Below are 21,278 nucleotides of genomic sequence, written 5' to 3' on the forward strand. Positions count from 1 at the left end.
ACTTTTCTTTTTAGAAATTAAAAATAGGGAGATTAATTATGAATAAAACACCTACAATATTTGATACAGATCCAGGTATAGATGATGCTTTTGCTTTAAGTTTTTTACACAAAAGTGATGTTTTTGATGTTAAAATGCTTTCTTCTGTTGCTGGAAATGTAAAACTAGCTTACACTACAAGAAATTTACAAGGCTTAGCTTATGCTATGGATTGGCAAGTCCCAATTTATAAAGGACTTGATAAAGCTATTTTGGGTAAGCAAATATTAGCAGAAGAATTTCACGGAGTAAATGGACTTTTAGGTTATACTTTTAATGATAAAGAGTTAGCTGATTTAAAAAATCAATCGGCAATAAAAGCTATGGAAAAAGTTTTAGAAGAAAATAAAAAAACTTTGATAATAGCAGTGGGTCCTCTTACAAATATTGCAAGTCTTATATTATCAAGGCCAGACTTAAAAGAAAAAATAAGTGAAATTACAATAATGGGTGGAGCTGTTGGCATGGGAAATGTGACATCAAATGCAGAGTTTAACATTTTTGCAGATCCAGAAGCAGCATCCATAGTATTTAAAAGTGGGATAAAAATAAATATGCTAGGTCTAAATGTAACGACTAAGACAAGTTATAATCTAGATATGCACGAAAAATTTAAAAAATCTGATAAAAAAATAAATAAAATATTATCAGAGATTATGGATATTAGAATAAAACAAGCAGGTAGTGAGGAAAATTACACAACTTACATGCACGATACCCTAGCGGTAATGTATCACACAAATCCAGAAATTTTTAAAAGCCAAATGCTTCATATGGATGTAGAAACAAAAGGAGAATTTACAAGAGGCATGACAGTAGCTGATTTGAGGATAAATTCTACTGCTAGTAAAAATATTAATTTTGTTAGCGATATTGATAAAGAAAAATTTAAAGAGATTTTTATAAAAACTCTGATTTAATAAAAGGGGATTATTATGAAAGGAAAGAACTGCCTAACTTATTATAAATTTAATACTTGGAGTGTTGTTCTTACATCACGGAATTTCTATCTTATATAAACAAACTTCAAATTCTGTCGCAGTTATGCTTATAATTGTTGGAGTAGTAGTAATAGTTTTTTTCCATAGTTGTTATATAAAGATTATCTTGCTGAAATAGAATAAAACGGTTACTAAGTTAAACGTTATATAATAAAGGAACTTTTGAAAAACTATGAGTAATTATCGTCCCATCATTAGAAGGTTCTCTTAGGAAATTTTGCCTCCCATGGTAGATAGGTCAATTTTAGTCTGCCAGTGTGGAGGCAAAATTTCTGTGGAGCTTCTTCTAATGATTTTGGGACAGTTTATTCATTAGGCAATAGCTTCATTTTTTTCTTAGTAAGATAATTTAAGCTCAGTCACTTTGTTTTTTCTAATAGAAGCAAATATAGACCCTGCAATATTATGCCAAATAGAGAATATAGCTCCTGGTAACGTTGCTAGTGGATTTAAAGCAAAATTTACACTTGCAAGTTGTATGGCAAGCCCACTATTTTGCATGCCAACTTCTATTGCAAGGGCAGTTACCTTATCATAATCCATTTTGGCTAGTTTTGCTACTAGTAGACCACCTAAAAGACCTAGGGCGTTGTGAATTGCTACTATTACTAATACTATAAGTCCTGATTTAGCAATCTTATCTGCATTTGCTCCTATAATTCCTGATATTATTAGGATTATAGCTAAAGAGGAGATAAGAGGAAATACATCTTTTGACTTTGAAACTGCTGTAGGATTTATTTTCTTTATTGAAATTCCTAAAAGTACAGGTAGAAGGATTACTTTAACTACTGATTTAAACATAGCAATTATTGAAACATCAACCCATCTTCCAGCTAATAAGTATACCAAGGCAGGTGTTACTATAGGTGCAAGAAGTGTGGAAAGTATAGTCATAGATACTGACATAGATACGTCCCCTCCTGCTATGTGGGTGATGACATTGGAAGCTGTACCGCCAGGGCAAGATCCAACTAGAATTATCCCTAAAGCTATATCCTTATTTACATGAAAAGTTATAGCTAATAACCATGCTAATAAAGGCATTATTGTAAATTGAGTTAAAGATCCTATTAACACTTCTTTGGGATTTTTTATTATTTTTTTTAAATCTCTAGTATCAATACTTGTTCCCATACCAAACATAGCTATGGCCAAAAATATAGTAGTGTATGAGGTCATCCACGAAAAATATTGAGGTGAGAAATAGGCTATTAATGAAAATACTATTATTATAATCCCGATATTTTTGGTTATCTTTTGTGAAATGTTAGCTAGTCTATTCATACTATCTCCTATAGATGAAGTTATCTATTAGTCTAGTTTTTCCAATAAATACCGCTATTGCAACAAGTCTATCTCCATCAAAGTCTTTTGCATCTTCCATAGTAGTAAGGTCTACTGCACTTATATAATCGATTTTAGCCAGTTTTTCAGAAGATATAATTTTTTTCATTTTTTCTAAAACTTCACTAACACTAGACCCACTTTTAGCTAAATCTTCTCCTTTAAAGATAGCTTTTGATAGGCAAAGGGCAGCCTTTCTTTCTTTACCTGATAGATAAGTGTTTCTAGAAGATAAAGCCAATCCGTCATCCTCTCTTACTATAGGGCAAGGGATAATCTCTATCGGAATATTTAAATCAAAAACAACCTTTTTGATAATAGCTACTTGTTGGGCATCCTTTTGACCAAAGTAAGCCCTATCGGCTCCAGTGATGTTAAATAACTTGGTACAAACTGTACAAACGCCTCTAAAGTGACCAGGTCGTTTTGCTCCGCATAAGTTATTAGACATATCTTCTATATCTACAAAAGTTTTTCTATCATGATACATTTCGCTAGCTTCTGGTGCGAAAATAAAATCTACACCTATATTCTCACATAGCTTACTATCAGATTCTAAATCTCTAGGGTAAGTTTTAAGATCTTCCTTTGGACCAAATTGTATAGGGTTTACGAAGTCGGATACAACTACAATATCATTTTCTGCACGAGCTTTTCTTATAAGGCTAGCATGCCCCTCATGTAAATATCCCATAGTAGGAACGAGTCCTATACTTTTGCCTTCTAATTTGTATCCTTTTAGGTCTCTCCTTAGTTCATCAATGTCTTTAACAATTTTCATAAAAATCTCCTCTAAATATATTAGAGATAGCCTCATACACCACTAAATTTATATTTTACTTAAGATAAAGTTCCATGTTTTTCGTAATTTGATACTTTCTTAACTTTATTTTCATCATCCACAAAGACTACTTTGGGACTATAATTTTCTAATTCTTCCTTATTATAGCTTGCATAAGCCATAATTATTACCTTATCTCCAGGACAGGCGAGTCTTGCAGCAGCACCATTTAGGCAAATTACACCGCTATTTCTTTTACCAGCTATTGTATAAGTTACAAGTCTTGCTCCACTATCAATATCTACAACCTGTACTTTTTGATATTCTCTTATACCTGACTTTTCAAGTAAATCTTCATCTACAGTGATAGAGCCAACATAATTAAGATTAGCCTCTGTAACTGTCGCTCTATGTATTTTTCCCTCTAACATTTCAATATTCATAAAATCTCCTTAAAAAAACAAGGCTATTAATAATCTATTTTTTAACGATAAAAAATCAATGGCCTTGTCTAAGTAACTAATTAATATTTTGAGTCTCATTACTTATATAAGCTCATTTTTTAAAATAAAATATAATGGTGTAAAAGAGTATAGTTTTCACTAGAAATACCATCTCCACTGCTACTATATTATTTAACAAAATATTAACAAGAGTAATTTTATACTAGTGCTAACTTATGTTATGTAAATTAATTGTATTAAGTAAAGTTTTAGTTAAGTATATATTTGTAGTATAGTATGAACTAGTCAAAGATAGAAACGCAATGAATATCAGATGATATTCTAGAACTGGTAGGTAGCCCAGTCGTCTAAATATTATTTATTTAGGTAAGTAACCTTCCCCTCCGGGTTGTCCATTCTTTGAAAAATTAATAAGGAGGGTCTGTTATGAAAAAAGTAGCAGTAAAATTGACAATTTATTTTGAATATCCATTTTGGGTAGGAGTTTTTGAAAAAGTAGAAGGCAATACTTTAGCAATATGTAGAGTTGTATTTGGATCTGAACCTACAAATCCAGAAGTGTATAATTTTATATTAAAGAACTACAGTAAGTTAGAATTTACTGAGAAAGAAGAAATTGAAATAAAAAATAAAAGCATTAACCCCAAAAGAATGCAAAGAGAGATAGGCAAGCAAAATAAGAAAAAAGGTATTGAAACTAAGTCACAATTACTCATACAAAAACAGCTGAAAAAAAATAAATTAGAAAGAAAAGTTACAAAAAAGCAGAAAAAAATTTTGAAAGAACAAAGAAAATTTGATATTAAACAGAAAAAACGCAAACAAAAGCATAAAGGGAGATAGTCGTTAATAAAAACCCTAAGCCATTTGGCTTAGGGTTTATTTTTTTATTTTCTTCTAGTTCTTTTTCTAATTTCTCCAATTAATAATGGTAGGAATGATAATAGTATTATTATCCACCATTGCCAGCTTATAAATTGAAGTTCGAAAAGAATTCTAAGTGGTGGTACATACATTACTAATAGTAATAGGGCAAATGATAATAGATTTGCTTTTACTAAATTTTTGTTGCTGAACCATCCTAGTTCTTTTAAGGTATATTTTTCGCTTCTTACTGAGAAGGCTCTTAAAAGCTCACTTGTAATAAGTGTTGCAAATACCATAGTGTGGGCACCTTCTATATTATTAGGGAAGATGTATTTTAATCCTATGATATAGGCTGCAAGTACTGAAATTGTAATTGCGATTGATTGAAAAATGATTCCCTTTCCTGTTTCTCCAGCTAAAATTGAATCATGTGGATCACGTGGATCGCGCTCCATTATGTCAGCTTCTGCTGGTTCTACACCAAGTGCTAGGGCTGGGAAAGCATCTGTTACTAGGTTTAGCCAAAGTAATTGGATTGGTGTAAGTGGGCTTGGCAAGCCAAAGAGTATTGATAAAAATACTATGGCAACTTCTGCAATGTTACATGAAAGTAGGAAGGATACAAATTTTTTGATGTTTGAGAAAATTACTCTTCCTTCTTCTACTGCATTTACAATTGTTGCAAAGTTATCTTCAACTAAAATCATATCTGCAGTATCTTTTGCAACATCAGTTCCCGTAATACCCATTGATATACCAATATCAGCATTTTTAATTGCTGGAGCATCATTTACTCCATCTCCAGTCATGGCAACTATATTGCCATTTGCTTGGAGGGCATTTACAAGTTGTACCTTATTTTGTGGGGAAACTCTGGCAAATATTCTTTTTGTTTTTACAATTTCTCTTATTTCTTCTTCTGATTTATTATTTAAATCACTTCCTTGCATAGCTTGGTCTTCGCGTTCTGCAATGCCAAGTTCTTTGGCAATAGCAAGGGCAGTTTCGAAATAATCACCAGTTATCATAAATACATCAATACCTGAGTTGTGGCATTCTTCAACTGCAGCTTTTGCTTCTGGTCTTGGTGGGTCTATCATTCCTGTTAGCCCTACAAATACCATCTCACGTTCGATATTTTCTGTTGTTAGTTCTTCATTTTCTAAGCTTTGATATGGTTTAAAGGCATAAGCCATTACACGTAGAGCTTGTTTGGCAAGTTTTGTATTTTCCTCTAAAACCTTTTGTTTTAAATCATCTGTAAAGTCCTCGAGCTTGCCATCGATCATGATTTTGCTTGAATTATTAATCATAATATCTGGCGCTCCTTTGGTCATTGCATAGTAACTACCTTCTAATTCGTGGAAGGTTGTCATCATTTTACGTTCAGAATCAAATGGTATTTCATCAATTCTTGGGTGAGCTTCATTTAAATCTTCTTGGACAATATTCCATTTTTCAGAAAGTGTAAGCATAGCTGCTTCTGTTGGATCGCCTGTAATTTCAAAATTGCCATTTTTTTCGATTAGATTTGCATCGTTTGAAAGTGAAGCCACAGTCATTAAAAGTTTGATTTGATCGTGATCTTCAATAGTTTCACCATCAAGTTTTATATCACCTTTAGGAGTATAACCAGAGCCTTCTACATCAAATTCTTTAAAATCTGTGAAAACTTTTGTAATGGTCATCTCATTTTGTGTAAGTGTACCAGTTTTATCTGAACAAATAGCTGTTGTAGAACCTAGAGTTTCTACAGATACTAGATTTTTTACAATTGCTTTTCTTTCAACCATACGGTTCATACCAATTGATAAAACAATAGTTACTACCGCTGTTAAACCTTCTGGAATAGCAGCAACTGCAAGAGAAACTGCAACCATAAAGTTTTCAAGTATTGACATATTACTTCTAAAGTAGCCTACAATAAAAACTAAGGCACAAACTACAATTACAAGAATTGCAAGTTTTTTGGATAAATCTTTTAACTGTCTTTGAAGTGGTGTTTCCTTATCTTCTACAGAATCAAGACTTGTTGCAATATGACCGATTTCTGTATCATGACCTGTTGTAGTGATCACACCTTCGCCATGACCATAAGTTACAATTGATGAAGAAAATGCTGAGTTACTACGATCGCCAATACCAACTTCTTTATCATATTGGGCTTCGGCATCTTTTTCGACAGCAACTGATTCACCGGTTAATGATGATTCGTCAATTTGTAAGTTTCTTGAATCTAAAAGTCTCATATCTGCTGGGATAATATCTCCTGTTTCAAGAATAACTATATCTCCTGGTACAAGCTCTTCAGCTTTTACCTTTGTCCTTTTTCCATCACGCAAGACAGTTGCTTCTGGGCTAGACATTTTTTGTAAGGCTGCCACACTGTCTTCTGCCTGACCTTCTTGGTAGATACTCATAATAGCATTTATAATTACAATTGCAATAATAATGATAGCTTCTATCTTATCACCTGTAAAAGCTGAAACAATAGATGCTGCTATAAGTAAAATAACCATTGGATCTAAAATTTGGTCTTTAAGTTTATCTAACAAGGATCTTTTATTTGAAGATTCGATTTTGTTAGGACCGTATTTTTCCAAGCGATTATTAGCTTCGCTAGAAGATAGACCAGTTTTAGGGTCAGAATTTAATTTTTTTAATAATTCTTTTTTAGAACCTTGGTAGTCCATATTTCCTCCTATAAAAATTTTGCAAAAATGGTAATAAAAAAGACTTTTGGCAAAAACTGCCAAAAGTCTTGCCACCGTGTGAGGGTTTATTTAACCGGAATATAAATTCGTTCTGACGATTAAATAATTGGGCTACTCCCTTTTGCTAGTATAATTATATGCTAGTTTTATCGAAAATACAATAATGAAATTAAAAATAATAAGATGTTTTATAGATATTAAATATAAAACTAAATATATTGTTAAAAAAATATTAAAAATAATAACTGGAACAATTTTTAAAAACTTTTTTTTGCAAAAATACCCCTAATTTTTAATAAAGCAAACGTATTCAAAGTCTTGACTTTTTGATTGAAAAAACATACTATTAGTATAGACAAGGAGACGTCCTTGTCTATTAACTGACGCAATCATGAATGTGTTATAACTTATTGTTATAAAAATAAAAGGAGTATATATGTTAAAATTTAACCTAAGAATGGGTATTGGTGCTCCTGCTTCACCTATCGTAAAAGATGGTGATGAGGTTAAAAGAGGCCAAAAAATTGCTGACTTTGACCCAGAACAATTATCAGTACCAATCTATTCATCTGTAAATGGTAAAGTCAAAGAAGTAACTGATGAAGCCATCTACATAGAAAAAACAGATGATAATAAAGAATATCTAAAAATAGATAAAAAAGATAATCTTGCAGATGTAGCAAGAGAAGCTGGTATTATTGGTCTTGGTGGGGCAGGTTTCCCAACTTATGTAAAATTAAATACGGATTTAAAAGGTGAAGGTTATCTTTTAATCAATGCATCAGAATGTGAACCAATTCTTGAACACAACATTACACAAATTAGAGAAAATCCACAAAAATTCATTGATGCTGTAAAACTTGTTAAAGAAAATATTAATGCAAAAATGGCATTTATTGCTATGAAAATAATTCACACAGAAGAAATCAAAGCATTAACAAAACTTCTTAAAGAAAACAACATTACAGATATAAGAGTATTCCCACTTAAAAATATGTATCCAGTTGGTGAAGAACGTGCTATCATAAGAGATGTTTTAAACCAATTACTAAGTGTAACTGATCTACCAAATGCAGCTGATGCAGTTGTAATGAACTCAGAAACAACAATTGCTATTTATGACGCTTATACAGATGGCAAGCCGCTTATCGATAAAATGATGACAGTTGCAGGCAACCTAAATGATTTAGGTAAAAATGAATATGCAGTAAGAACTTATCCAATAGGTACAATTCTTTCTGATATTATCGAAGAATTTGGTGGAGTTCGTGAAAACTCTGGAGAAATCATCATCGGTGGACCATACACAGGTCATACAATGCTTGAAGAAGAAATTTTATCAAAAACAGTTGGTGGTATCATCGTAGCTGATCCATGTGAACAAGTTACAAATCTTGGAATTATCCGTTGTGCTTGTGGACCAAACAAAGATAGATTACTTCATATTGCAGAAATGATGGGCGTAAAAGAAGAAGACTTAGTTGGCTATGAAACATGTAAAAACGCTAAAGAAGTAAAACCAGGCGTATTTAAATGCCAAAACCCAGGTATTTGTCCAGGACAAGCAGAAAAAGTATTAAATCTTTACAAAAATGGTGCAACTGATATCCTAATCGGTCACTGCACAGATTGTTCAAACACAGTAGCAGCAAACGTTGCAAAAATTCCAGTGGAAATGCATCATGCTACAGACCATGCAAAAGACTCAATGGGTCTTGAAAGAACAAGAGCAATGAAATAAAGGAGCGAATGATGGCATTAACACATGAACAAGCGCAAGCAAATCTTGATAAAAAAGCTGTTTTAGCTCTAAGATCAGTAAAGGGAACTGAAATTACAGAAAATCTTTTGGAAGATCCAGCAATGTTTGACCAATTAGAAGACTTAGGACTAATCGAAATTCCTAAAGATACATTAACAATTGGACAAGTGCTTGGTGCACAAACAAAAGATCTTGTAGAAGGACTTACAGCTATAACAGCAGACTTAGTTGATACTTCAAATGTTGTTAGCGCTAAAGAATCTAGCGATCAAATAACAAATGAACAAGCTATTGAAGCTGCAACAACAAGCGAAGATGTTGATATTAGCTTTGATTTTAGCGAAACAGAAAATAACGGATTTGTAATTTATATTGAAGAAGGAAAAGATATAAAATTAGAATTTGAATTCTAATTCACTAATTTCAATAATTACAAAATATAGTTAAAATATTGTTAATATACTCAATAAATAGTATAATTATAATAAATATAAGTAGATACTAGCAATGGTATTTATTTATAAATATCTTTTTAAGGAGGACATATGTCACTATCAAAAGAAATGGCTGAAAAGCATAAAGATGACGTTGCTGTTCTTTGCTGTAGAGCAGAAGCAGGAACAGTGCTTTCAGAACATAACTTAGAAGATCCATCATTATTTGATGAAATGGTTGATATGGGTATTCTTGAAATCCCAGAAGACACATTAAAAATTGGTCAAGTAATAGGAGCTACACTTAACACAACTGCAGATTCATTAACAGCTTTAACACCAGCAAACACTGATGATTATAGCGAAGTTGTTGAAGAAGAAAGCGAAGAAGCAGAAAGTGCAGAAACTGAAACAGCATCTGCAAACCAAGCAAACGCTGCTTTAAATACACAAGCAGGAAATGCTGTAGCACCAAAATTAGGTAATGGTGTAGTTAAAATCCACATTGGAGAAGGTAAAAACATCAACCTTGAAATTCCATTATCAGCAGCTCAAAATGGAGCAAGCCAAGTTTCTTCAAACGATAACGATCTTTTAGTAGCAAATCCATCAGAAGTTGACGGAAATGCAGCTGATGCTGTTAGCGAAGCAGACATCAAAAAAAATGTATTAAAAAGAGAAATAGTTAAAATTAAAGAAGTTAAACTAGGTGATGAAACTAAAGTTGAAGATGGTGTAATCACAATCGATGAAAGCTTAATAAAAAAAGCTATTGGTTCTGAAAAACTAGTAATGGATATGAAACTTGATATCATTACACCAGATAAATACGATGAATACTCAAATACAATCATGGATGTTCAACCAATTGCAACAAAATTAGAAGGTGCAGAAATTGGTGAAGGAACAACAAGACTTGTTGAAGGTGCTGTAATTGTAGTAACAGGTACAGATGAAAACGGAGTACAAATCGGAGAATTCGGTTCATCAGAAGGTGAAATGGATAGAAACATCCTATTTAACAGACCAGGTTCACCAGATGATGGAGACATCCTAATCAAAACTGATGTTACAATCAAAGCTGGAACAAACATGGAAAGACCAGGTCCAATGGCAGCTCATAGAGCAACAGATGTAATTACTCAAGAAATCAGAAATGCATTAAAAGATCTTGATGAATCAGCTGTTGAAAGAGTAGATGAATTTGAACACGTTCGTCACCCAGGTAAACACAAAATCTTAATTGTAAAAGAAATCATGGGTCAAGGTGCTATGCACGATAACTATATCTGGCCAACAGAACCAGTAGGTACTGAAGGAGCAAAAGCTAACGTAGACTTAGGAAACGTACCAGTAATTGTAAACCCACTTCAAGTACTAGATGGTGTTATCCACGCATTAACATGTATAGGACCGGCATCAAAAGAAACATCTAGACACTACTTTAGAGAACCACTTGTATTAAAAGCTTTAGCAGATCCTGACTATGACGTATGTGGTGTAATGTTTGTAGGTTCACCTCAAGCAAACACAGATAAATCATATGTATCAAGATTTTTAGGAAACGCAATTGATACAATGGACTTAGAAGGTGCAATTGTTACAACAGAAGGATTTGGTAACAATCACATCGACTTTGCAAGCCACATTGACCAAATTGGTAAACGTGGAGTACCAGTAGTAGGTATGACATATTCAGCTGTTCAAGGACAATTAGTAGTTGGTAATGAACACATGAATGCAATGGTTGATAACAACAAATCTCGTCAAGGTATCGAAAACGAAATCTTAGAAAACAACTGTCTTGCAGAAGAAGATGCTATCAGAGCATTAGAAATGTTAAGAGCTAAGATTGAAGGAGAAGAAATCGAAGAGCCAAACAGAAAATGGACACCAGATGTAAAAGAAGCTAACGTAAAAGCTATCGAAGAACAAACTGGTCAAAAAATCGAATTAGTTCCAAACGAAACTTCTCTAAAAATGAGTAAAAAACGTAAAGAAATCTACGAAGCAGACGATTTCGATCCAAAGAAAGATGCATAATAACAACAACTATGATGACCCAATGGGTAATTTAAATTATCTACAAGGCACTATAAAAGGCATCTCCGATGGGGGAGTTCATATATCATTTTTTGGTAGACTTGGGGAACTACACATACCAAAAAGAATGATAATTAGTGAAAAGCCTGCAAAAGTAGGCGACATTGTAGGAATAATGTTAACTTATCCAGAAGTTATAGAAGAATACGAAGAAAAGGAGAATATCTAATGGCTGTAAAAGGTTTAAAATCAGAAATCTTTGTACCTATTACTCCAGATCCAGTTTGGGCTGAAGTTAACAAAGATCTTAAAGATATGACAGTAGCACTTGTAACTTGTGCTGGTGTACACTTAAAAAGTGATAAAAGATTTAACTTAGCTGGTGATACATCTTACAGAATAATTCCTGGAGATGCAAAATCAGAAGATTTGATGGTATCACACGGTGGATACGATAACTCAGACGTTAACCGTGATATCAACTGTATGTTCCCTATTGATAGAATTAGAGAATTAGTAGATGAAGGATTTATCGGAGCTATCGCACCAGAAAACTTTGGTACAATGGGTGGCGGTGGAAACGTACAAGTCTTCACAGAAGAAGTAGGCCCAGAAATCGCTAAAAGACTTTTAGATGAAAAAGTTGATGCTGCTATATTAACTGCTGGCTGAGGTACTTGCCACCGCTCTGCCGTGATTTTGCAGAGAGCAATTGAAGAGGCTGGTATACCAACAGTATTAATCGCAGCTTTACCACCAGTAGCAAGACAAAATGGTGCACCAAGAGTATCTGCACCAAGAGTTCCAATGGGAGCAAACGCTGGAGAACCACACAATGTAGAAATGCAAACACATATCGTAAAAGATAGTTTAGAGCTTCTAGAAACACTAGAAAGTCCAGGACATATAGTTCCACTACCTTACGAATATGAGGCATCAATCTAGGTTTATTTTATAAATCTAATAAGAAGTGAACATAAGGGAGATTATCTTATCTCCCTTTGCTTTCACATGTATAACCTAAAAACTAAAAAATTTTACTATAGATTGACAAAAAATACGCTAAGTGTTAATTTCAATGTAGAGTAAATCGTTTACCTATGTACAAAGCTTGTTGATAAATTAATGAGCTTTTCCTACAATCAACAAGCTTTTGCATTACATATTTTATTTTATATATTTATAAGGAGTTATTTATGAAGTTTCAAAAAAATATCAATGCTGTAGATGGACACACAGCAGGTGAAGCAGTAAGAACAGTAGTTAGTGGATTCCCAAAAGTTCCTGGTGCTACACTACCAGAAAAAAAACAATGGCTAGAAGATAACATGGATTGGGTAAGAACTGGTATTATGCTTGAACCGAGAGGACATAATGAAATGTTTGGTTCTATGCTAGTAGATCCAGTTGACCCGGAAGCTGACTATGGAATTATTTTCATGGACGGTGGTGGATACTTAAATATGTGTGGCCACGGAACAATTGGTGCTATGACTATTGCTGTTGAAACAGGAATTGTTGAAGCAGTTGAGCCAGTAACTCACGTAGTTCAAGAAGCTCCAGCTGGTATTATCCGCGGAGATGTTAGCGTAGAAGATGGAATGGCTAAAAAAGTTTCATTTAAAAACGTACCATCTTTCCTATACAAAGAAGACCAAGAAGTAGAATTACCAGGATATGGCAAAATCAAATTTGATATCTCATTTGGTGGATCATTCTTTGCTATAGCTAAAGTTGATCAAATAGGAATTGAAATCGTTCCAGAAAACGCAGCAAAATTAAGAGATCTTGGTATCCAATTAAGAGATATTATAAACGAAGAAATTGAAATCAAACACCCAACTCTAGAACATATTAAAACAGTGGATCTTGTTGAATGGTGGTCAGAAACAGATAACCCAAATGCAACACTTAAAAACTGTGTAGTATTTGGTCAAGGACAAGTAGATAGATCTCCATGCGGTACAGGTACATCTGCAAAACTAGCTACTTTACACGCAAAAGGTGAACTAGAAATAGGTGAAAAATTCTACTATGAATCAATTCTTGGAACAATTTTCGAAGGTGAAATTGTAGAAGAAACAAAAATTGGAGAATATGACGCTATAATTCCACAAATCACAGGTTCTGCTTATATTACAGGATTTAATAACTTTATTTTCAATGAAGAAGACCCATTAAATCACGGCTTTGTCCTTTCATAAGGAGTCATAAATGATTTTAACAGTATTAAAGAGCTTATTTTACATCGCCTTTGTGGGCTTTGCTGGTCTTTTAGGATTTGATGTATCAAAGCATAATGAAGATTTAAAAGCTTCCACAGGAAAAGATAAAGCAAAATATTCTGCTATTGGATTTATTACAAACTTTGGTGATACATTAGGAATTGGTTCTTTTGGACCTATAGTAGCTTTATTTAATGCACTTAAAGTAAATATTTCAGATAGGCTTATACCAGGAACACTAAATGTTTCTTGTACATTACCAGTATTATTTGAAGCTATTCTTTTTACATCTGCAGTAGATATGGATCCGCTAACATTAGCATTAATGATTGCAGCAGCAGTAATAGGATCATATATTGGTGCTGGAAAAATTGCCCAAATGGATGAAAGAAAAATCCAAAAAGTTATGGGTATAGCTCTTATATTAGCAGCTACTACAATGCTTATCACTCACCCATATCTAGGATTATTTGAAATGGAAAATAATGCTACAGGCCTTACAGGATGGAAACTAATTGTAGGTATTATTGGAAACTTTATCTTTGGTGCTTTAATGAGTGCAGGTGTTGGACTTTACGCACCATGCATGGCTATGGTTTCACTTTTAGGAATGAACTTAAAATTAGCCTTCCCAATTATGATGGGTTCTTGTGCTTTATTAATGCCAGCTGGTTCAATTAAATTTATTAAAGAGCAAGCTTATGATAGAACTGCTGCAATATTTATTAACTTATTTGGATTACTTGGTGTAGTTGCAGCTTACTGGGGAGTAAAAAATGCAAATATCGATATACTTAAGTTCGTTATTATAGCAGTTATTTACTACACAGGATATTCAATGCTTAAGAAAAGCAAAGTTTCAAAAGTAGAAAAAACTTCAGAAACTACTACAACAAAAGTAGATGAAGATAGTAAAGAAGTTTTTGAATCTAAATAAAATAAGCATATTTTAGGCAAGGTTTAGACCTTGTCTTTTTTATTTAGAAATTTAATAATTGTTGTTTATTGTGTTATCTTGAAATATTTCTTTATAGAAAAATTAACCAAATTTTAGCAAAAAATATAGTATTGAGAAAAGTCTTTAAAAATTATTGACAAAGTAAATTTAAAATGTTAATGTTGTTGTAGAATATATCGTTTACATAACACCAATATATGGTGTATTTTTTATGTAAACAATTTTTAGTTCCAGTACATTATAATGGCTGCAAATTTATTTTTTTATTAGGAGTTATTATTATGAGATTCCATGAATACAACAATGCTGACTACAGTTTTACTGCTAATAAAAGTGTAAGACGTGTGGGAAATGGCATAGCAAAGGTACCGGTAGTATTTTCCTTAAAATAATATTTATAAGCTATTATTAAGCTTTTTATAAATCTAAAATAAAAAATAAAAATAAATTTTAAGGAGATAGCAATGATAATAAATATATTAAAAGGATTATATTATGCATATTTTATAGGATATGCAGGATATTTGGGTATGGATGTAGCAAAAAACAAAAAAGATTTAAAAAGGGTTTCCACAATAGATAAAGTTAAGGAATCATTTATAGGTTTTTTAGTAAATTTTGGAGATTCTTTAGGTATAGGTGCTTTTGGTAACATTGTAGCCTTATTTTCTGCTCTAAAAGTAAAGGTAAATGATAAACTAATACCTGGTACCCTCAATGCTTCTTGCTCACTACCAACACTGCTTGAGGCTATTTTATTTACAGCAGCTATACAGATAGATCCTCTTACCCTGGTTTTGATGATAGTATCAGCTACTATAGGTTCTTATATAGGAGCTGGGATAATAGCAAAAATGGATGAGAAAAAAGTTCAGCTTATAATGGGAGTTGCCCTTTTTATTGCTGCAACAGTTATGCTTATTACTCATCCATACCTAGGCTTGTTTGAAATGAACAATACAGCCATAGGGCTATCTGGAATAAAACTTGTAGTGGCAGTTATAGGAAACTTTATCCTAGGAGTTTTAATGTGTGCAGGAGTTGGCCTATACGCACCATGCATGGCTATGGTTTCACTTTTAGGCATGAATATCAAATCGGCTTTTCCAATTATGATGGGATCTTGTGCTATACTAATGCCAACAGCTGGCATTAGATTTATAAAAGAGGAAGCTTATGATAGGACATCAGCCGTATTTATCAATTTATTTGGACTTTTGGGTGTTGTTTGTGCATACCTCGGAGTAAAAAATGCAAATATTGATGCACTTAAAATAGTCATTATCCTTGTAATCTATTACACAGCCATATCAATGATTAAAAAAAGTAAATCTAACCACGAAGATGATTCATATATTATAGATCCAGAAGTAAGTCAAGAAGTATTTGGATCAAGTGAAGAAAATTAATTGAAATTTATAGAAAAGGCAGGTTAAATCCTGTCTTTTTTTATGCTAAAAGATCTAAGCAATAAATTGACAATAATGCAATAAAAAGTTTAGTGAATATAAGGCTAAATTGAGTTTTTTCAATAAGTACACTTAGCTAATAATAAGTTAAATAATGAAAAATTTAAAGAAAAATAAGCGATATGCTAGTACACTATTTTTCTTTTTTAAAATATATTTTTATTGGAGGAAGAATGGATTATGTAGGAATAGACATAGGGTCTACTGCTGCAAAAATAACTCTTATAAAAAATGAGGATATAACAAATTTTGTAATGCCAACTGGCTGGTCTAGCAAGGAAACTGCTAGACTCATTAAACAAAAACTTATAGAAGACTATGATGTAAATCCCGAAAGTGAAAATTGTCGAACCGTGGCCACAGGATATGGACGTATATCTGTAGAATATGCAGATTTTGAAATAACAGAAATTACCTGCCATGCTAGAGGAGGTCGTGAACTTTCCAGAGCAAAAACAACTACCATTATAGATGTGGGTGGTCAAGACACTAAAGTAATCAGCTTAGAAAATGGATTTGTAGCTGATTTTTTGATGAATGATAAATGCTCAGCCGGCACAGGTAGATTTATAGAAATCATGGCAAATAAACTGAATCTCACCTTAGAAGAGCTTTTTGATCTAGCAGCCCAGGGAGATCCTATAGAAATAAGTGCCATGTGTACAGTTTTTGCAGAATCAGAAGTAATAAATTATATAGGTGAAGGCAGAAATAAGGAAGATATAGCAGCAGGAGTCATAGATTCTGTTGCTAAAAAAGTAAGCCAGCTAGCAGGTCGTGCAAAGATAAAAGATGAGGTGATCCTTACAGGTGGCCTATCAAATGTAGCATATTTTGCAAAAGTTTTAAGCGAAAAATTAAATACACCAGTTCATACTACAGAAAATGGTAAATTTGCCGGATCCTACGGTGCAGCCTTACTTGCAAAGGAGAAGAAGAAAAGATGACAGATATAGTAAAAGATTTACCGGAAGTTTTTGAAAAATTTGCAGATCAAAGAAAAAATGCGTTTTTGGAAGTAAAAGAGTTAAAAGATAAGGGAATTCCATTGGTCGGTGCATACTGCACATATTTTCCCGAGGAAGTAGCTTGGGCAGCCGGAGCAAGTACAGTTGGACTTTGCTCAACTAGTGATGAAACTATTCCAGAAGCAGAAAAAGATTTGCCATCAAACCTATGCCCACTTATAAAATCATCCTATGGTTTTGCAAAGACTGACAAATGCCCATTTTTTTATTTTTCAGATATAGTAGTTGGAGAAACAACTTGTGATGGCAAAAAGAAAATGTACGAGCTGATGAATGATATAAAACCTGTATATATCATGCACCTACCTCAAACACAAAATGAAAAAGCCCTACGCTACTGGAAAGACGAAGTTATAGATTTTAGATCATATCTAGAAAATAAATTAGATACAAGTATCACTGATGATGAGCTTATAAAATGGGCAAAGGTTGGCAATGATATAAGAGATGCTCAAAAAAACTTGGCAGATACTATGCAGCTTGATCCAGCACCAATGAGTGGTCTTGACTTTTTCCATGTAACTTATGGATCACAATTTAAAATGGATAAGACGGTAGTAGCAGATGAAATAAATGCTATAGCAGAAAAAATTCGCCAAGAATATGATCCGGAAAAATTAGAAAAAAAACCAAGGATAATTATTACAGGTTGCCCAATGGGTGGAGCTACAGAAAAAGTTATAAAAGCTATTGAGGATAATGGTGCAGTTGTAGTAAGCTTTGAAAACTGCTCAGGTGAGAAAAATTTTGATAATAATATCGATTTGGAAACTGATGATATTAATGAAGCTATTGCTCGTAGATATTTAGATATAGGCTGTTCAGTTATGACACCAGATACTAATCGCCTAGACTTACTTAGCAGATTGATCGATAAATACGATGCAGATGGGGTTATAGAAATGGATTTAGTTGCCTGTCACCCATATATAGTTGAGCGAGAAAAAATAAAAAGATTTGTTACTAAAGAAAAAGGCATCCCATATATGTTTGTAGAAACTGACTTTTCTAAAGCAGATATAGGTCAGCTAAATACAAGAATGGCTGCCTTTATAGAAATGTTATAGGAAAAGGGAATTAATGAGTAAATTAGATGTTTGTGGCGGATGCAATGCCAAAATAGCCGCAGGGAACTTAGATTCTTTACTAAAAGATATAAAACCATATAGACGTGAAGATGTCCTTGTAGGTTTTGATGGCAAAGATGATGCTGCAGTTATAAATATAGATGATAAAACAGCTATAATTCAAACGCTAGACTTTTTCCCAGCTATGGTAGAAGACCCATATCTCTTTGGGCAGATTGCTGCTGCAAACTCCCTCAGTGATATATATGCCATGGGTGGGGAAGTAGTAAGTGCCCTAAATATTGCAATGTTCCCATTAGAAGAAGATTTTGATATTTTAAGAGAAATCCTTCGTGGGGGCAATGATAAAGTAAGTGAAGCGGAGGCTTCCCTAGTTGGAGGTCACTCTATTCATGATAATCTAACTAAATATGGCTTATCAGTAACAGGAAAAGTGGATATAGATAAAATTTGGCAAAATAACACACCTTGTGATAAAGATGTAATCTTGCTTACAAAGAAACTTGGAACAGGACTTATAACAGGATCATACAACCAAGGATTGGTAAGTGATGAGGATTTTAAGACCTGCACAGACCAAATGAAGTTATTAAATAAATATGCAAGAGATATTTTTGTAAACTATGATATTCATGCGGCAACTGATGTAACAGGATTTGGACTTTTAGGCCACTTATCAGAGATGGCTGGGGAAGATTACTCTGTAATAGTTGATAGCAAAAAAGTACCAATACTTAATCCGGCTTTGGATTTGGCTAATGAATTTTTATTCACATCAGGTGGGCAAAATAACAGAAACTACCTAAAAAATGTAGTAGAGTTTCACAAAGATGACTTTGCTCTAAGTGAAGTACTTTTTGATCCACAAACTAGTGGTGGACTTCTAGTTGCAGTTGATAGAGATACTGCTGATCAGATAATTGAAGAGTTTAAAAAACAAAATATGGATATATATGAAATAGGGGAAGTAATGAAAAAAAGATCTTACCCTATCATTGTAAAATAAAAAAGGAGAGAAAAATGAGAGAAATAGACGTACTAGGCAAAGCTTGTCCAATTCCAGTTATTGAAACAAAAAAAGCTCTAAGAGAAAATCCAGATGAAAAAGAATTTGAAATTCTAGTAGACAATGAAGTTGCTACAGAAAATTTAAGAAAAATGGCAAATGAATTAAGAATTGATTCAAAAGTAGAAAAATTAGAAGAAAGAAAATACAAAGTTACTTTAGAAAAAACTGACCAATCAAGAGATCACAAAGAAATTGAAGATTATTCTGTAAATCAAGCTACAAGCGAAAACTATGTAGTAATAGTAAATTCAGATAAAATTGGTGATGGAGATCCTGAATTCTCCAAACAATTACTAGAAGGATTTATCTACTCAGTCACAGAACAAGATCACTTGCCAGTAGAAATGATTTTCTATAATAGAGGAGTATTCCTTACATCAGAAAATGAAAAAACAATAGAAGATTTAAAAAATCTAGAAAAGCGTGGAGTAAGAATCTATTCTTGCGGCCTTTGCCTAGACCACTATGGCAAAAAAGACGATCTAGCAGTTGGTGAAATTACCAATATGTACAAAATTGTAGAAGCCATGAGATCTAACCATGCCATCTATCCTTGCTAAGGAAATAGAGCATATACTATTTTCATTTGATACTACATCAGCTGCCATGGCAGCTCTTGATAAAACGGAGTACTTAAAAGGTGCAAGACTTATCCCACTTCCCACCGAAATAGGTGCTGGATGTGGGTTTTGCTTACGTGTAGATAAAAGTGAATTAGAAAATGCCTTAAATATATTAGATGAAACTGACTACCATAAGGTATATACCCTCTACCATGAGGGCAAAAAGAGAGTGATAGAAGAATATGTACTTTGATAACTCTGCCACAACACTTCATAAACCGGCAGCACTTAAAGAAAAATATGTAGAGCTTTTGGATAGTGAAAAATACGGCAATCCATCTAGGTCAGGCCATGCCCTTTCTCAAAATTCAATGATGGGCATTTTTAGAACAAAGATGGATTTAGCAAAAATATTTCATATAGCAGATCCAAATGACATAGCTCTAACAGAAAATGCTAGTTTCGGTCTAAATATGATCATCAAATCATTAGTAAAAGAAAATGACCATGTAATAACCACTACAACGGAGCATAATTCTGTCCTAAGACCCCTTTATCAATCTGGAGCAGATCTTGATTTTCTAGACTTTGATGAAGATTATAAAGTGGAATTTGATAAATTACCAGAATTAATTAAAGAGAATACAAAATTTATAGTAACTAATCATGCTTCCAATTTGCTTGGTAATGTCAATGATTTAGATAAAATCCATCAATTAGCACAAAAATATAAATTGATTATGATTATTGATATGGCTCAAACCGCAGGTTGTGTGGATGTAGACTTATCCAGATATTCAAATAGTATATTTGTATTTACTGGTCATAAGTCCCTTTATGGGCCATCAGGAACAGGTGGGATTATAAAAGTAGGAGATTTTGATTTTTCAAATGTATTTGCTGGAGGATCAGGTATAAATTCCTTTGACAAATGTCACCCTAAAGATTTCCCAGCTATTTTTGAAGTAGGAACTAGCAATTTTTTATCTCAAATAGCTATGGATGCTAGTTTGAAATTTTTGTTAGATACAGGAATTGATAATATAAATGAGAAAATAAAAAATCTTACAAAAAGATTTTATAATGGAATAAAAGATATAAAAGCTGTCAAATTTTATTCCAAAAAACCTGAAGGAGATTTTACAGGCATTGTTTCCTTTAATATATATGATATGGATAGTGCAGAACTTTCACTAATTTTAGATGAGAACTACAATATCCAAACTAGACCAGGTGCCCATTGTGCTCCACTTATTCATAAGCATTTTGCTACAGAAGATCAAGGTATAGTTAGATTTTCTTTTTCATATTTTAATAGTGAAGAAGAAATAGATGCTGCTACAGATGCAGTAAAAGAAATAGCTGAAAACTATATGAATAAATAGCTATAATAACCCATACTTAAATATGGGTTATTTTTTTAAAA

At 33.0% G+C, this 21,278-nt stretch carries 21 protein-coding genes; 17 read left to right on the forward strand and 4 right to left on the reverse strand.

All coding sequences use genetic code 11. The features are described 5' to 3' along the window. Nucleotides 1-38 precede the first annotated feature (38 nt). Nucleotides 39-959 carry a nucleoside hydrolase gene (locus DY249_RS08510; RefSeq protein WP_115595868.1) on the forward strand — a complete coding sequence of 307 codons (921 nt, stop codon included), beginning with the start codon at nt 39-41 and terminating at the stop codon, nt 957-959. A gap of 417 nt (nt 960-1,376) precedes the next feature. On the opposite strand, the gene DY249_RS08515 is transcribed toward DY249_RS08510, so the two are convergent. Genes DY249_RS08515 through panD form a run of 3 tightly spaced genes read right to left on the reverse strand, consistent with a single transcriptional unit; the run spans nt 1,377 to nt 3,611 of the window. Then, nucleotides 1,377-2,327 (reverse strand): bile acid:sodium symporter family protein, encoded by a 951-nt coding sequence (locus DY249_RS08515; protein WP_115595869.1) that lies wholly within the window; start codon nt 2,325-2,327, stop codon nt 1,377-1,379. 1 nt (nt 2,328) lies between these two features. Further along, complete coding sequence (gene panC / locus DY249_RS08520) at nt 2,329-3,168, reverse strand: pantoate--beta-alanine ligase (RefSeq protein WP_115595870.1); 840 nt, start codon at nt 3,166-3,168, stop codon at nt 2,329-2,331. 59 nt (nt 3,169-3,227) lie between these two features. Next, nucleotides 3,228-3,611 carry an aspartate 1-decarboxylase gene (gene panD / locus DY249_RS08525; protein WP_101540778.1) on the reverse strand — a complete coding sequence of 128 codons (384 nt, stop codon included), beginning with the start codon at nt 3,609-3,611 and terminating at the stop codon, nt 3,228-3,230. Nucleotides 3,612-4,058: 447 nt separating this feature from the next. On the opposite strand from panD, the gene DY249_RS08530 reads away from it, so the two are divergent. Further along, nucleotides 4,059-4,475 carry a YjdF family protein gene (locus DY249_RS08530; RefSeq protein ID WP_115595871.1) on the forward strand — a complete coding sequence of 139 codons (417 nt, stop codon included), beginning with the start codon at nt 4,059-4,061 and terminating at the stop codon, nt 4,473-4,475. Nucleotides 4,476-4,519: 44 nt separating this feature from the next. On the opposite strand, the gene DY249_RS08535 is transcribed toward DY249_RS08530, so the two are convergent. Further along, nucleotides 4,520-7,192 (reverse strand): cation-translocating P-type ATPase, encoded by a 2,673-nt coding sequence (locus DY249_RS08535; protein ID WP_115595872.1) that lies wholly within the window; start codon nt 7,190-7,192, stop codon nt 4,520-4,522. 457 nt (nt 7,193-7,649) lie between these two features. Between DY249_RS08535 and prdC the strand changes: the two genes are divergently transcribed. The 15 genes from prdC to DY249_RS08605 all read left to right on the forward strand — a co-directional run bounded on the left by prdC (nt 7,650) and on the right by DY249_RS08605 (nt 21,237). After that, the gene (gene prdC / locus DY249_RS08540; protein WP_101540776.1) at nt 7,650-8,954 is read left to right on the forward strand and encodes a proline reductase-associated electron transfer protein PrdC; all 1,305 of its coding nucleotides are present in this window, start codon (nt 7,650-7,652) and stop codon (nt 8,952-8,954) included. Nucleotides 8,955-8,965: 11 nt separating this feature from the next. After that, entirely contained in the window at nt 8,966-9,388 is a 423-nt protein-coding gene (locus DY249_RS08545; RefSeq protein ID WP_101540775.1) for a hypothetical protein, read from the forward strand. Between the two features lie 132 nt (nt 9,389-9,520). Further along, nucleotides 9,521-11,452: a D-proline reductase (dithiol) proprotein PrdA gene (gene prdA / locus DY249_RS08550; protein ID WP_115595873.1), complete on the forward strand. Its 1,932-nt coding sequence runs from the start codon at nt 9,521-9,523 to the stop codon at nt 11,450-11,452. A gap of 22 nt (nt 11,453-11,474) precedes the next feature. Next, nucleotides 11,475-11,681, forward strand: coding sequence for a CBO2463/CBO2479 domain-containing protein (locus tag DY249_RS08555; RefSeq protein WP_101540773.1), 207 nt, complete (start codon nt 11,475-11,477; stop codon nt 11,679-11,681). Continuing rightward, nucleotides 11,681-12,124 (forward strand): glycine/sarcosine/betaine reductase selenoprotein B family protein, encoded by a 444-nt coding sequence (locus DY249_RS09550; protein WP_218565053.1) that lies wholly within the window; start codon nt 11,681-11,683, stop codon nt 12,122-12,124. The genes DY249_RS08555 and DY249_RS09550 overlap by 1 nt, the downstream gene beginning before the upstream one ends. A gap of 27 nt (nt 12,125-12,151) precedes the next feature. Continuing rightward, nucleotides 12,152-12,397 (forward strand): hypothetical protein, encoded by a 246-nt coding sequence (locus tag DY249_RS09555; protein ID WP_218565054.1) that lies wholly within the window; start codon nt 12,152-12,154, stop codon nt 12,395-12,397. 251 nt (nt 12,398-12,648) lie between these two features. Next, on the forward strand, nt 12,649-13,656 hold the full coding sequence (locus tag DY249_RS08565; RefSeq protein ID WP_101540771.1) for a proline racemase: 1,008 nt from the start codon (nt 12,649-12,651) through the stop codon (nt 13,654-13,656). Between the two features lie 10 nt (nt 13,657-13,666). After that, nucleotides 13,667-14,614: a sulfite exporter TauE/SafE family protein gene (locus DY249_RS08570; RefSeq protein WP_101540770.1), complete on the forward strand. Its 948-nt coding sequence runs from the start codon at nt 13,667-13,669 to the stop codon at nt 14,612-14,614. Nucleotides 14,615-15,099: 485 nt separating this feature from the next. Further along, nucleotides 15,100-16,044: a sulfite exporter TauE/SafE family protein gene (locus tag DY249_RS08575; RefSeq protein WP_101540769.1), complete on the forward strand. Its 945-nt coding sequence runs from the start codon at nt 15,100-15,102 to the stop codon at nt 16,042-16,044. Between the two features lie 233 nt (nt 16,045-16,277). After that, nucleotides 16,278-17,051: an acyl-CoA dehydratase activase gene (locus DY249_RS08580; protein ID WP_101540768.1), complete on the forward strand. Its 774-nt coding sequence runs from the start codon at nt 16,278-16,280 to the stop codon at nt 17,049-17,051. After that, entirely contained in the window at nt 17,048-18,199 is a 1,152-nt protein-coding gene (locus DY249_RS08585; RefSeq protein ID WP_101540767.1) for a double-cubane-cluster-containing anaerobic reductase, read from the forward strand. Before DY249_RS08580 ends, DY249_RS08585 begins: the two co-directional genes overlap by 4 nt. A 13-nt stretch (nt 18,200-18,212) precedes the next feature. Continuing rightward, complete coding sequence (gene selD / locus DY249_RS08590) at nt 18,213-19,226, forward strand: selenide, water dikinase SelD (RefSeq protein ID WP_115595875.1); 1,014 nt, start codon at nt 18,213-18,215, stop codon at nt 19,224-19,226. Between the two features lie 14 nt (nt 19,227-19,240). After that, nucleotides 19,241-19,849: a sulfurtransferase-like selenium metabolism protein YedF gene (yedF, locus tag DY249_RS08595; protein WP_115595876.1), complete on the forward strand. Its 609-nt coding sequence runs from the start codon at nt 19,241-19,243 to the stop codon at nt 19,847-19,849. Beyond that, nucleotides 19,830-20,105, forward strand: a complete 276-nt coding sequence (locus DY249_RS08600) for a putative Se/S carrier protein (protein ID WP_115595877.1) — start codon at nt 19,830-19,832, stop codon at nt 20,103-20,105. Before yedF ends, DY249_RS08600 begins: the two co-directional genes overlap by 20 nt. After that, a complete protein-coding gene (locus tag DY249_RS08605) occupies nt 20,095-21,237 on the forward strand; it encodes an aminotransferase class V-fold PLP-dependent enzyme (protein WP_115595878.1) in 1,143 nt (380 codons plus the stop codon). Before DY249_RS08600 ends, DY249_RS08605 begins: the two co-directional genes overlap by 11 nt. The last annotated feature ends 41 nt before the right edge of the window (nt 21,238-21,278 follow it).

This window comes from Anaerococcus octavius, from assembly GCF_900445265.1.
Classification (GTDB): Bacteria; Bacillota; Clostridia; order Tissierellales; family Peptoniphilaceae; genus Anaerococcus; species Anaerococcus octavius.